The 13,043-nt window shown below is 36.6% G+C and carries 11 protein-coding genes; all 11 read right to left on the minus strand.

Annotation, left to right across the window (positions count from 1 at the left end):
- Positions 1 to 63: 63 nt before the first annotated feature.
- Positions 64 to 594, minus strand: coding sequence for a sugar O-acetyltransferase (locus tag H5201_RS13955; RefSeq protein WP_182784900.1), 531 nt, complete (start codon positions 592 to 594; stop codon positions 64 to 66).
- Between the two features lies 1 nt (position 595).
- Positions 596 to 2,965: a prolyl oligopeptidase family serine peptidase gene (locus H5201_RS13960; RefSeq protein ID WP_182718810.1), complete on the minus strand. Its 2,370-nt coding sequence runs from the start codon at positions 2,963 to 2,965 to the stop codon at positions 596 to 598.
- The gene (locus tag H5201_RS13965; protein ID WP_182784902.1) at positions 2,958 to 5,351 is read right to left on the minus strand and encodes an ABC transporter permease; all 2,394 of its coding nucleotides are present in this window, start codon (positions 5,349 to 5,351) and stop codon (positions 2,958 to 2,960) included. The genes H5201_RS13960 and H5201_RS13965 overlap by 8 nt, the downstream gene beginning before the upstream one ends.
- A complete protein-coding gene (locus H5201_RS13970; protein WP_182784904.1) occupies positions 5,345 to 6,079 on the minus strand; it encodes an ABC transporter ATP-binding protein in 735 nt (244 codons plus the stop codon). The genes H5201_RS13965 and H5201_RS13970 overlap by 7 nt, the downstream gene beginning before the upstream one ends.
- A gap of 11 nt (positions 6,080 to 6,090) precedes the next feature.
- Positions 6,091 to 7,317 (minus strand): efflux RND transporter periplasmic adaptor subunit, encoded by a 1,227-nt coding sequence (locus H5201_RS13975; RefSeq protein ID WP_182784906.1) that lies wholly within the window; start codon positions 7,315 to 7,317, stop codon positions 6,091 to 6,093.
- Between the two features lie 36 nt (positions 7,318 to 7,353).
- Complete coding sequence (locus tag H5201_RS13980; RefSeq protein WP_149982300.1) at positions 7,354 to 9,468, minus strand: peptidase domain-containing ABC transporter; 2,115 nt, start codon at positions 9,466 to 9,468, stop codon at positions 7,354 to 7,356.
- A gap of 10 nt (positions 9,469 to 9,478) precedes the next feature.
- The gene (locus tag H5201_RS13985; RefSeq protein ID WP_182740163.1) at positions 9,479 to 10,174 is read right to left on the minus strand and encodes a hypothetical protein; all 696 of its coding nucleotides are present in this window, start codon (positions 10,172 to 10,174) and stop codon (positions 9,479 to 9,481) included.
- Between the two features lie 4 nt (positions 10,175 to 10,178).
- The gene (locus H5201_RS13990) at positions 10,179 to 11,213 is read right to left on the minus strand and encodes a radical SAM protein (protein WP_182718813.1); all 1,035 of its coding nucleotides are present in this window, start codon (positions 11,211 to 11,213) and stop codon (positions 10,179 to 10,181) included.
- Positions 11,214 to 11,274: 61 nt separating this feature from the next.
- Positions 11,275 to 11,463: a hypothetical protein gene (locus H5201_RS13995; protein WP_182718814.1), complete on the minus strand. Its 189-nt coding sequence runs from the start codon at positions 11,461 to 11,463 to the stop codon at positions 11,275 to 11,277.
- A gap of 92 nt (positions 11,464 to 11,555) precedes the next feature.
- The gene (locus H5201_RS14000; RefSeq protein WP_182718815.1) at positions 11,556 to 12,668 is read right to left on the minus strand and encodes a hypothetical protein; all 1,113 of its coding nucleotides are present in this window, start codon (positions 12,666 to 12,668) and stop codon (positions 11,556 to 11,558) included.
- Positions 12,668 to 12,862, minus strand: a complete 195-nt coding sequence (locus tag H5201_RS14005) for a hypothetical protein (protein ID WP_182718816.1) — start codon at positions 12,860 to 12,862, stop codon at positions 12,668 to 12,670. Before H5201_RS14005 ends, H5201_RS14000 begins: the two co-directional genes overlap by 1 nt.
- Positions 12,863 to 13,043 lie beyond the last annotated feature (181 nt).

The following is a 13,043-nucleotide window of genomic DNA, read 5'->3' on the forward strand; positions in this document are numbered from 1 at the left end:
GAGTAAAGAACCCTACTTAAGGTCTATCAGAACACCGATAGACCTTTTTCTTGTTTAGGCCTCTTAAATATCTTTAATCTTAACAGCGGGGTTTCCTGCAACAACTGTATTCGCTGCCACATTTTTTGTTACTATCGACCCTGCGCCAATAACAGCATTATCGCCAATGGTAATAGCTGCTAAAATAATAACCCCCGCGCCAATCCAAACGTTATTGCCAATAGTAATCGGTGCTGCAAAGTTCTCTTTATTGAGTCGCTCGGCTGGATTAACCGCATGAGAGACCGCTAATAATTGTACGTTCGGGCCTATTAAGCAGTCGCTACCAATAGTAATTGCCCCCTCACTAATGGGGGCATCTAACACCGTACAATTAATGTTTATAAAAGTACGATCACCAATTTGCATTTGCGAGCCATAGTCACAGTGGAAGCCAGCCTCAATAATCACGCCTTCACCACATTGAGTAAATAAACTCTTAATGCGTTTTAAATTACCTTTGCTGGGGCTTTTGTTAAACAAGCGGCAAGTCTCATGGGCGGTTTTGCGTTGCTCAAGCAACTCTTTTTGGCGTGGATTAAATAGTTTTAGCATATTATTCAGAAGTGTTTAGCCATTTCTTTACCCATTCAGACTGGTGAACGAGCAAGTAAGATAGGTTTTCTTTAGCTTGATATGTATGTCCTTCATACGGAAGCATAATTAGCTGAGTCGTCTTTTTATTAGCAATTAGTGCCTGATACATTCTCATTGATTGCATTGGGTAAGTGCCCGAGTTTTGATCGCTTTCACCATGAACTAACAATAAAGGCTCATTTATTTTGTCCGCATAAATTAGAGGGGATATATTAATATATGTTTCCTTTGCTTGCCATAGATTACGTTTTTCACCCTGAAATCCAAAAGGGGTAAGAGTCCTGTTGTAAGCACCACTTCGAGCAATACCAGCTTTGAATAGATCTGTATGCGCGAGTAAGTTAGCCACAGTAAAGGCTCCATAAGAATGCCCCATAACAACTAATCTTTGAATATCAATAGAGCCAGTATCTTCTAAAGCATTGACTGCAGCTTCGGCATTTAAACGAATCTGATTAATGAAGTCATCGTTAGGCTCTCCCCCATTAAATGAAGTGATTGGCATTGAGGGAGATTCGAAAACGGCAAAACCGTCATGAAGAAATACCAAGGGACTTAGCGGATCAAACTCTCTAAATAAATTCGTGCGTACTGTATTTTGCTGGCTCAGTTTTTTGTTTTTAAATTCATCGGGGTAAATCCATAAAATAGCAGGGATTTTATCTGATTTATTCCTTTTATAATTGTTAGGTAAATGCAGCGTTCCAACCAGATTTAATCCATCGCTTCTGTTGTAATTGATAGTAAGTGGCTGGTTAACAAAACTATTTTTATTTTCGCTTGATAAAAGTGAAATCTGTTTTTTGAAACCTTTACTCGTTAATGCGTAGTATTGAGGTGCGCTTGTATTATTTTGCTTTTCTATTATTAAGGTGTCATTAGCGATTCTTAGGGGCATTTCTATATTGTCAGCATTGCTTAAAAATATAGTTTCAACAACGTGATTCGATGTATTAAAGGATTGAGCTATTGGCTTTATACCTTCTTTACTTTGTCCTGAGGAAAAGAAAAATAAATAATTATCTTGTTCAACTAAAACTTCATATCCTTCAGGCGTACGGAGAGTCTGTGGGTCACCAAAGTCGTTGAACTTATCACGATAATCTCTTTCATGGATTAAATAATTCACAGAAGTTTCGGCGTTGATTAAGGTAGTTCTTGCCTGTTTGCTATCATAGCGCCATTCTTGAAGTACACCTATTCCTGAAACGCCCCATAATACATCGTGAATTCTCCATTTTACTTGATGCACCAGTTTTTTATTCTCGTCAAATGGACTTACCAGTTTGTAGATGTGATCATGGTAAGTTTGAGCTAAAGACATGTCACCTCTATCACTCGCTTCGACCCAAGTCACAGTTGAGTCTTCTGATGGTAGCCATTTAACTAACCTAGCGCCAATAGGTACGCTATCTTTAGATTTAGGTAGATTAATTTTATCGTTTAAATTGGGTAAGCTGTATGTGGTAGTTGGCTCTTCTATATTAACGATATTATAAGCGCTCCCCCATTTTTTATAAGGTAAATAAGATGACAGCTCACTCGGTGGCATCGAATACAGTAAATACTTACCATCAGGAGAGACGGAAAAATCATTAAATAAGCCACTTTTAGTTAATGTAGAAACTTTACCATTGAGGTCTATCTTCACTAATTTGGTTTGATTGATAGATGTAAACTGATTCTTCATCTCGTCATTTATTAATAAGCTTTGATGGGTCCGCCCTTGATCTTTTTGCAGCTCAGATGACAACAAATTGGGTTTTTTACGTATATATTCAGATGTCTTTATTGGCAAATTTCGCTGCTTGACGACAATACTTTGGCCATCAGGTAGCCATCGCAGATGTCTTCCGCCAAGACTTGTGGATAAATTGAGATCTGTTAGTTTGTTAGATACATTGTTATTTATATCGTACAACCATAGGTTTGTATTGGCACCCTGCTGAATTAAAAATGCGACTTTTTTAGCATCAGGAGACCAATTAAAATCGACAATCACTCCTTCTAGAATCTTAATTTCTTCTCTAGCGTTTGTTGCAAGATTAAATAAAGTTGCGCGGCTATATTGTTCAGTATCAACTCTGCTCGATAAATCAGTATAAAAATCCAGACCAGCTAATGCGACGCGCTGTTGAGATAAATATTCAATAGATGGGTATTCAATTTGGTGTAAAAATAAAACCAGCTCCCCATTTGGTGATAATGAAATAGTTTCTTGCCCTGTAGACTCTATGAGATTAGCCCACTTACTATTATCTATTTCAATAGCTTCAACGGATGATGAGGCAATGAAGCATAACGCTATAATAAGATAAAGTTTACTCATTTCGTAATGCCTTTATTGGATCTTGTCGTAACGTTTGGTTGATCGGAAAAAAGCTGGCAAGTACTGATATCGCTAATAAACCCAGCCAAATGATCGTTGTTAACCACCAGTCTATAGGCAGGTCAACCCCAGGTAATGACATACAATAGCCTATAATTAAAAATGCCAACGAAAAGGCTAACACTAAGCTCATTATTATGGGTTGCATGAGTTCTAATAAGCTTTCTTTTAGTAACCTATAATTGTCAGCCCCCATAGAAAGTTTTACGCCTAAGCTATATCTGCGCACTTTAACTAAATAGCTAACAATACCGTTTATGCCAATACACACCATAAGCAGCGATGTTGATGCCAAAACAATAGCCAGCCATGCTGCATTTAAGTGACGTTGCCTTTTTTCATCAAACATACTTGTTAAAGAGGCTATGTTATTAATGTCTAATCGTTGGTCTACTTCTAATACTGCTTGTTGAATATGGGCAATTACATTCTTTTCATCTGCAACAGTAATCAAATACGTAAATTGTTGCCAACCAGGGTAATCTTTAGGTGTAAAAACTTCAAAGTCTTCACTTTCAGGGCTGCCCGGTACATAGGTGTTGCTGACAATGCCTATGATTGAGTAGTATTTTTTATTATCAAAACTCACTTTACTGTTTAGTACTTCATTACTGTTTTTATTAAGTAAATCTGCAAGGCGTTGATTGATAATGATCGGTGGGTTTTCGAGTTGTTCATCCCCTTTGGCAAAGCCATTACCCGTTATCGTTAAGTTAAGTTCAGTAAAGTAATTGGCAGTTACTAAGCTATTACGTGCTTGGGCAATATACTGTCCAGCTTCGTTATATATTTGATTGACATTAACCGTTTTTGGCAGCCTCATTTCGGATGACACAGCTAAGCTGCTCACATTGTTAAGCGCCAGCAACCTTTGGTTAATTGCTTTGTGTAAATTAATACGTTCGCCGGATTTATCGACATTACTATAGTTTATTGTTAATGAATATTTACCTTCTGTATCCAGTCCGTTATCTCTGAGTGCTTCCGAAAGTGTTACTAAAACTACGTGGCTAGCAGTGGTTAATACTAAAAACGAAAACAAAATTTGCAGACCAACAAGTAAATGGCTGGTGGCTGAACTCATTTGCTTGCCCGTGCCTTTACCGCTGCTTTGTAGGCTGCTCATTAAGTTTTGCTCTTTCACTACGCTAAGTTCTATAAATGAATAGAGTGAGGCAATACTAATAATTAGAAAAGCTGAAAATAACAAAGTATTAAAGCTAAGAGAAAGCGTGTCTAAACGTTGAATGGCGTCAGCTGCTAGGTTTTGAATAACGATAAAGCCGATTTGAGTAAGTGTTAAAGCAAGTAACACTGCAATACTAATAAGTAAAATATTGTGTTTTAACGTTTCAATAATTAGTTGTTTTTTGCTTGCCCCAAATGCAAAGCTGATTGCAAGGGGTTTGATGCGCGTAATGGCTTTAGCGAGCTGCATACTAGAAAGGTTGATAAGTGCAATGAGCATTAATAAACACACACCTAAGAGCAGCATGAGTACAATTTTACCGCTGTCACCCCTAAGTGCATCATTAAATGCAATAACACGCGCATTGACAGTAAAATCTTTTAAAATATCAGCGGCATGTAACTGTGCACCTTTAAGTGATAAGTCAGCTAATTGTTCCGTGATCTCTTGCTCTGAGGCTGTGGGCTTAAATCTAACAACACTCTTATACGCGCCCATGAAACCGTTAGATGTTTTAGGGTTAAAAGCTTCGTCTGCATCAATAGGAAGCCATATTGCATCATTTATATTGCTATAAGTGGGTAATATAAGATCATCGGGGGCGACACCAACAACGGTAAAGCGACGTTGATTGAGTTGTATTTTTTTACCAACAATATTCGGGTCACCACTATAGTGGGTTTGCCAAGCGCGGTAGCCTAATACGACCGACATTTGCTGAGTACCGAGTGCTTCTGTTTTGTTAAATAACCGACCAAGTTTGGGTTGTACGCCGAGTAGATCAAATAAATTATGTGTGGCAAGTATTACGTCCACAGCAGGTCTTGTTGGTTTATCTAGTAGCTTGTAGTCAGTCCATCGATGGTAAGCAGCAACATCAGTAAAAACGGTATTTTCACTCTGTATGTAGCTCATTATTTTTGAGTTACTAGCGGGCCCTGAATAACCTTTAGAATTAATTGTGCCTTCAAGCAAATATAAGTTATCGCTCTGCTGATAAGGTAGTGGGGCGAAAAACACTAGATCAACCAAGCTAAATGAACTAAGCACCATCGACAGTGTAAGTGCCAGTGTAAAAACGGTGGTGAAATAGTATTGTTTGGCACGTTTAAAAGTATTGTAGGCAGTTTTTAACATGACTGAGCAACCTGTTCTACATGTGCAGGTGTGCTTGGCACGAGTTCATCGTTTTGGGCAACTACAGTACCGTCTCTTAACTGGATATTGCGCGTAGCCATATCGGCATAACGGGGATCATGGGTAACCAATACAATGGTGGTGCCTTGCTGATTAAGATCTTTTATTAACGCCATGATTGCATCGCCGTTTTTTGAGTCTAAGTTACCTGTGGGCTCATCGACCAGCATGATGCCAGAATCGCCAGCTAGTGCGCGTGCAATCGATACGCGTTGTTGTTGACCACCAGAAATTTGATTTGGGTGTAAATCAGCTTTATCAGCCAAACCTACTTTTTCTAGGCAATCTAACGCTCTTGCATGACGTGAAGATAGCGAGTCTCCCCGATATTTTAATGGTAAAGCTACATTTTCAAGTACAGTCATTTCGTCAATTAAGTTAAACGATTGAAACACAAAGCCAATGCGATTACCGCGTACTTTCGCACGTTGGTTTGAGTCCATATCAGAGACGAGTAAACCGTCAATGTAATATTCACCACTTTGAGGGGTGTCGAGCAGCCCCATAATGTTAAGGAGTGTTGACTTGCCGCAACCAGAAGGCCCAGAAATAGAAATAAACTCGCCGTCGTACACGGTAAAGCTAATCCCTTTTAAAATTTGACTGACTTGTTCGCCATTAGAAAAAGACTTGCTTAGGTTATTAACTCTTAAAATTTCAGTATTCATATTATTCTTCCTTAACCAGCAATTTTTATTGTTGTTGTTTCAGCGGGGATATCTAATGTAGAAATAATGACTTGTTCACCAGGCTCAAGTCCTGACAACACTTGGATGAGCTGGCCAGATGCTTTGCCATATTGCACTTCAACTTTAACGGCTTTGTTATCCATTGTGAGTTTAAATAATGAGCCATGACTGCCTTCGCTTGCACCTGTTGGTTGTTTTATATAATTCACCTCTTTTTGTACATCGGCAAAAATAGTCGCATCTACTTGTTGCATGGGTTTCATGGTGTCTGATTCAGAAACCTCGAGCTCAATATCAATTTGTACAGCACCGTCGCTGATCACAGGATCTACACGCACTACTTGGCCGCGCACCTGGTCATTCAACGTGCTAATTTGGGCTGTCATACCTATTTGAATTAAATGAGCTTGAATTTGCGGTACTTTTATTTCACCAACTAGAGGGGAGAGGCTCCCTATTAGTGCCAGTTCAGAGCCTGCACTGACACTTTGCCCTAAACTTAAAGGCAAGCGTTGAATAACACCATTCATTCCCGCTTTAACTGAAAGTTGCTCTACCATTAATTTGGCGACATCAAACTCGTCTTGCGCTTGGGCTATTAAGTCATCTTGAATTGAAAGCGACTCTTTTTGCATCTGTGCTAATTTATCAAGCTTAGATTCTTCAAGGTTAATACGCTTTGATAGCTGTTTGGCTTCGAGCTCATTTTTCTTCGCGCTGATCCCCGATACAATACCTGATTTAGCCAGTGTACGTTCTGCTTCAACTTGCAGCATGGCTATTTCAGATTGTGCTTTTAGCTCTGACACGGTTGACTCGTTATTTAACAACTCACGCTGTTGCAGTAATACGGTTTGCCGTTTTTGGGTTTTGGCATTTTTAAGCTTTGCTAACGCCAAGCGGAGCTTACTTTCTAGCTCGGGGTTATTTAAAGTGAGGATCACTGTGTCATGGTTAACCACAGCACCCGCTTTTAGTTTTATTTCGTCAACCACCGCATTACTTGTGGCTGTGAGAAGTCGTTTATTGATTGATTGCAATGAACCATAGCCATCAACCTTAATTGAAAAATCACCGCGCTCAACCTTCGCAATGGTGACAGAGTCTTTTGATATAACTTCGGCATTATCTGCAAAGCCTAATTGCCAGCCAGAGATAAGCATAACGACAGATAAACCTATCAACCCTTGATAGATTAGTTTGGATGTAAGTTTCATAGTTATTCCTTTTGTTATTCTTACCATGGTATTTAATCACACAGCTTGGGCTAACGTTTGGTTCTTAATTAATTCTTCGAGATCAATTATTCTATCTGCTGCTTGTATTGTCTCTTGCCTATGAGCAACACTGACCCTAGTTATTTTTTTTGATTTTAAATATTTATTTACTTGCAATTCAGTAGCAGCATCAAGGTGGCTTGTTGCTTCGTCTAAAAATAAAATGATTGGTTGACTGTAAAGCGCTCTTGCCAAAAGCAATCTTTGTTTTTGACCACCTGACAATGAGCTACCTAAATCACCAACTTGAGTGTGTAAACCCATAGGCATGCTTTGAATCTCATGCCATATAGCAGCACCTTTAATGGCTTCTGTGATTTTATCTAGATCAGGTTTTGGCTCAAAGAAGCAGATATTTTCAATTAAGGAACCATTTAGTAATTGATCATTCTGCATTACCGTTGCACACATTGAGCGAAAGTTTCTCATGCCAAGCATTTTTATCGAGTGTCCATCTAACAAGTAATCACCTCGCTCTGCTTTGATTAATCCAGTCATTAATTTTAGGAGCGATGATTTACCCAACCCAGAGCGACCTATGATAGCCACCGATTCTCCGGCATCAATTTTAAAGTTTATTCCTTTAAATAACCAAGGAGAGGATGTTGAATATCGAAAATGCAGGTCGCGTACTTCAATGTGGCCTTTTGCTTGTTCTTTGGTTATTGTCAGTGAGGTATTTTCTTGCTCTTGGTTTTGCATCACTATATCAGACATTCTCCGTAAATAAGTTGAGGCTAACTTGAACTTAAATATATGATCTACCAGAGTTTGTGTGCTGCTCGAAAATTGTTGTCTATAAGCTAGGAAAGCAATAAACATCCCTATAGTAAATTCTTTATTGATTATTAATGTCGCGCCAATAAATATAACAATTAGATACTCTATTTTACTTACTAAATCTTGGCTAATTTCTGCAGTAATCGTGACTTTTTCACGTTTAATATTTTCATTTGTAGTATCTGCAAATAAATTGAGCCATGAAGAAAGTCGGGTACTTTCTTTTACATAGCATTTTATGGGCATAATTGCTCTGATAGTTTCTAAAAAATGACTGTTTTCTTTTGCTTGTTTAGATAAAACTTGCTCTAAATGCTTATTTTCTTTGTTGGTTAAATATAACCTAAGCAATAATGTGAATAAGAGGAATGATAAAGATACTAAAGCAAGAGCTGGTGAGTAAGTATACATAATGATTAAAGTTGTTATGCCTAGCAAGCCTTCGACAATGGCAGAAATAAAACCACGACTTATCATTCTTTGGACTTCATTAAATGCTTCAAACCTAGATTTAATATCGCCAACATGGCGAGATTCAAAAAACGAAAGGGGTAAATGTAATAGGTGTCGCTGGATGTTCGCTTTTACTTGAAAGCCCAAATTTTTGTCTAAGTATAAAATTGCAGCAGAGCGAATAATATTGCTAAAAGTTGTTAGTAAGGTGACGGCAATAAATGCGATTAGCAACCATATTAACATTCCACTATCGGAGAGTGGAATTCCATGATCTATCACAATTCTAATATAGTAGGGGGATATTAAGAGGAAGCATTGCAGAATCAAGGCGACAACGAATATCTTAAATAATGAGGATGCGAGTCCTTCAATATTGCCAATGAATGCTCTGAGCGGCATCTTCACTCGTTCATCGGCTACAGTAAATGCAGGTGTTGGAGTTAACTCGATTGCAATACCGGTAAATGCTTCAGAGACTTGTTGCCAATCTAGTTTAACTTTTCCTTTTGCGGGATCATGGATAACAATGCCAGTTCTATTTACTGAAGCAAGCGTAACAAAGTGATTAAAGTTCCAATGCAATATTGCAGGTCCCCTTAGCTTAGATAGCTGTCCAAGCTCTAATTTTAATACTCGCCCAGATAGGCCAATATCATCTGCAATTTTTAAAATGTGCTTAACTGTTATTCCTTGAGTACCAACGGGGTAACGTTGTCGCATAGCAAGCATGTTTACTTTATAACCATGATAAAAAGCAATCATAGCTATACATGTGATACCACATTCAGCTACTTCACTTTGTAAGAAAAGAGGTAGTTTTGATGGTTTAAAGTCAATGTAGTCTGTGAGACGCATTTAAATTTCACTATTTAATTAAGTTAAGGGCTTTTTCTGATTGCTGAGTGAGTAGTATTTTTATATCTGCGTTAGGTGACAGTTTTGAATAATTGTTAGTTTCTAATTTTAAATGTATTTTTTGTTCTTTATTATTTTTATTACTACCAATAACCATAGTGACTATACCTTTTAATTCATCATTATTGACGATTAAGGTAATTTTATCCTTTACATTAATACTCATATTTTTATTGCTAGAAATCCAAAAAGATAACTCATTTTCTGAAGTGGTACTTAAAACGTAACCAAGAGGTTCAAATGGTTGTATTATATTTTTTTCGATTAAAGAATGAAAAAACAAACCATCGGAAGGAGAGCGAATAACCTCTTTTTCTAACTTACTATTACTATCAAACTTAGAGATAGTAAGTAGCTGTTGATTTTTTTTAACGCTCTCACCATCTATCGCAAAGTGCTTATTTATAACCACTACTTCATTATAAATAAGCGGGGTATAGTGTTCAGATGAGACCTTGGCGTCAAGACTTCTTTTTGTTGATAAAGTTAGAACATTAATAACTAAAAAGCTAAATACGAAAATTGCTATTAAAGCTGCAATAGAATTATTTATAATTTTAGGCTGCTTTATGAGTGATTTGCCAATATCACTCGATTTATATTGATTTCTAAGCGCTTCTTTGCGGAACATATTAACAATAGACATATTATTAACTTACTTTCTTGATGGGAATATCACCAACAACACTATTGTTATTCATATAGCTTAGCGGGCAACCCATTTGCCAGCTATCAAGAGTCGTAAAGCCTTTTATCCAGGTACTAAATTTTTCATTGTTCAATGTTAGTGTGCCATCAGGATTAATTTTACCAATATTGTTTCTGTCATCATCTAAAGCAACGGTACACTTATTGATATTACCATTGGCTCTAATTCCTAATGAATTAGGCTTTCCTGCGTAGCAGATGTAATGACCTAGTTCATTTATTTTTTTGCTATTACCTGAATAACGTTCTGTGAGCTCTTTTGCTAATACTTTTGCAGATTTTCTTGATATTAGGCCATTTATTTTTTCTTGATTGTCACCACCTAAGTTAGAAATTTCTTTAAAAAATAATCTGAATCGACTATCTTCCTTAAGTTCTTTATCATAACGCTCACAAAAGCTTAAAACACTTTCATGGTTTAAGTCGGTAATATGAATCCTTAGGGTTATATGAAAATCAAGATCTGTTGCAGATGCAGCTAATAAGCGTCCCCATATTTTGTCAAAGCTACCTTTCCCGTTACGAGTTAAGCGAGTTGTGTCGTGTGATTCCTTGTCACCGTCTATGGATATTTGAAAGCTATTTTGCTTTAGCTCAACAAGTCTTGTTAATGTTTTTATATCAAGGAGAAAGCCGTTAGTTGTTAAATCACCATAGACTTTACAGCCGTTTTCCTTAGCTAATGACTGACTATATTCAGCAATTTCAAAAAGTATCTCTTTTGCTAATAAAGGCTCACCGCCGAACCAACTTAAAGATAAAAACTCTAACTTAGGCATTTTGTTTTTGATTAAAACTTTAGTTGCATCAACTAACCAACGAGGCATTTTTCCTATTTTAAAATCCTCATAACAATATACACAGCGAAAGTTGCATTGCTCTGTTGGAAAAATAATGAGTTGAAACTTTTCATTACTGAGGCTGTTTACTAATTGTTGTTTAGAAAAACCTTTAATCTGATCTATTGAAGTTGTCATTTTTCCCCCTATTGTTTTGCTTGCGCAGACTACCTTTATGAAGAAGTAGTCTGCGTGATAGTTACAGCTCTTTTTGAGCAGCACAGCTGCCATTTATAGTGTTACCACAGCCTGTATCACCTTCTTCGTCTTCTTCTTCTGGAGAGAAACCGCCTGCAACAGCATCTGTAAGTTCTTCACTTAGCTCTACTTCACCTAACTCATTTAGCTTGATTTCTTCACTTTCTATATTTTCAAATTTATTGCTCATTTTATGCTCCTTTAAATTGTTGTTTCCCCTTAATGGGGTGAAGTTAGTATGAGCTTAAAAAAAGAAATAGATAACTGTAATAACTACGAGGTTTATACAATAATCTCATTTAAATGGTTTGATATTTTAGGTAGCCAAACGTTCGAAGTCGGTTTTTTTTTGTTTTTGATGTTAAATAAAATTTCAATTCTATTTTTTAATATTTTATAATCCGTTTTCTCATATAGTTTAAGTATTTTTTCTTTATTTTTATTAGTTGGGTGATTAGATTGCAAATTACAAAGAGTCATCCCGTAATTAAATTCATCTTTTATATTTTCATATTGATTCAGTGTTTTTTTTACTAATAGAGATTCAATAGATAGCTTTTTTTCCTCGATAATACATGAAGAGAAATTTAGTTTAGACAAAGAATCTAAGGGGGTCTTTTCCATATTTGAAATTAAGTGTTTCATTACTGTTTCAGCTTTAACTGCTAGCCCCATAGATTTGAAAGCTTCATATAAACGATAGCTATATACGCCACTTTTTATACACGTACTTTTATTTATTTGACGCCAGCAAAGTTGCATTGCGTTTTCAAATCTTTCTAAGCTGATTAGGGCTACAATTTCAGCTTCTATATATAAATTTTTTTCCCTGTAATATTGCGGTATCGTTTCTTTAAGTTTAAGAACTTCATTATATTTTGATTTTAAGAGGTAATGTTTTAAAGTTTCATCGAGTGTAGCTACATACAATGTATTCCATTGCTCACCTAGTATTTCTTTGTTTACACTTATAGGCCCTAGTTTTGCTTTGCCTGTATTATCTAGAATAGCGGCTTCACCCATCAGCTTTAGGAATGCTGAGTGTTTATTTGTCAGTTTATAAAGACGTAATAAGTTGATTGTGGGATCTATTAAGTTGATAAGATTTTGATTGTTTTTATCCTGTAAAAATTTATCTGACCAATAAGTTATTACTCTGTGTAAAAACAATTCACTTTCTTGTGTTTTTCCTTGGTAGGCTAAAATAAGAGGATAGGCATTAAACAACCAATGTAGGGTTTTGTTGGAGCTTGAGTTTTGATTAAGAACATCCCTATCAAACGCAAGGCACATTTCTTCACACCAGTCTTCGAGGTTCGATAAAGAGATTAGAGCTCTTTTTTCACCCAAACGCTTCAGTTTTGGTTTATACGGCTTGCAAGTTTCAGTATTCATTAACTGATGCCTTCTTGGCTTGTCGTGGTTGTAGATTTCTCATCATTATCACTCACGTGACAATAAACTTCTTCAGGGCTTATAAATCCTCCAACAAACGCATCAAGTAACTCAAGATTGGTGATTTCTATTAATCCATCATTTGTTCTGTGGGCTGCTATGGCATGTTCTTCATTTTTTATGCTGTTCTGCATTGCTTGTACCTTATAATGTTGGGGTTAAAATTGAGCGTATAAGGTCGTTTTTTTTTTGCAATAATTAAGCGATGATATCTACGTAACCAAAATGTAACTTTCATTTAAATCAATGCATTAAACTTTATGGTAATTACTATTGCAGTACGTTATTATAATGAACGTTAAGGGACTGTTAAGG

This window comes from Pseudoalteromonas sp. SG43-6 (assembly GCF_014164365.1).
Classification (GTDB): Bacteria; Pseudomonadota; Gammaproteobacteria; order Enterobacterales; family Alteromonadaceae; genus Pseudoalteromonas; species Pseudoalteromonas rhizosphaerae.

Coding starts and splice junctions, on each gene's coding strand:
- H5201_RS13955 (WP_182784900.1), bottom strand. CDS start 594: ATGCTAAAACTATTTAATCCACGCCAAAAAGAGTTGCTTGAGCAACGC.
- H5201_RS13960 (WP_182718810.1), bottom strand. CDS start 2,965: ATGAGTAAACTTTATCTTATTATAGCGTTATGCTTCATTGCCTCATCA.
- H5201_RS13965 (WP_182784902.1), bottom strand. CDS start 5,351: ATGTTAAAAACTGCCTACAATACTTTTAAACGTGCCAAACAATACTAT.
- H5201_RS13970 (WP_182784904.1), bottom strand. CDS start 6,079: ATGAATACTGAAATTTTAAGAGTTAATAACCTAAGCAAGTCTTTTTCT.
- H5201_RS13975 (WP_182784906.1), bottom strand. CDS start 7,317: ATGAAACTTACATCCAAACTAATCTATCAAGGGTTGATAGGTTTATCT.
- H5201_RS13980 (WP_149982300.1), bottom strand. CDS start 9,468: ATGCGTCTCACAGACTACATTGACTTTAAACCATCAAAACTACCTCTT.
- H5201_RS13985 (WP_182740163.1), bottom strand. CDS start 10,174: ATGTCTATTGTTAATATGTTCCGCAAAGAAGCGCTTAGAAATCAATAT.
- H5201_RS13990 (WP_182718813.1), bottom strand. CDS start 11,213: ATGACAACTTCAATAGATCAGATTAAAGGTTTTTCTAAACAACAATTA.
- H5201_RS13995 (WP_182718814.1), bottom strand. CDS start 11,463: ATGAGCAATAAATTTGAAAATATAGAAAGTGAAGAAATCAAGCTAAAT.
- H5201_RS14000 (WP_182718815.1), bottom strand. CDS start 12,668: ATGAATACTGAAACTTGCAAGCCGTATAAACCAAAACTGAAGCGTTTG.
- H5201_RS14005 (WP_182718816.1), bottom strand. CDS start 12,862: ATGCAGAACAGCATAAAAAATGAAGAACATGCCATAGCAGCCCACAGA.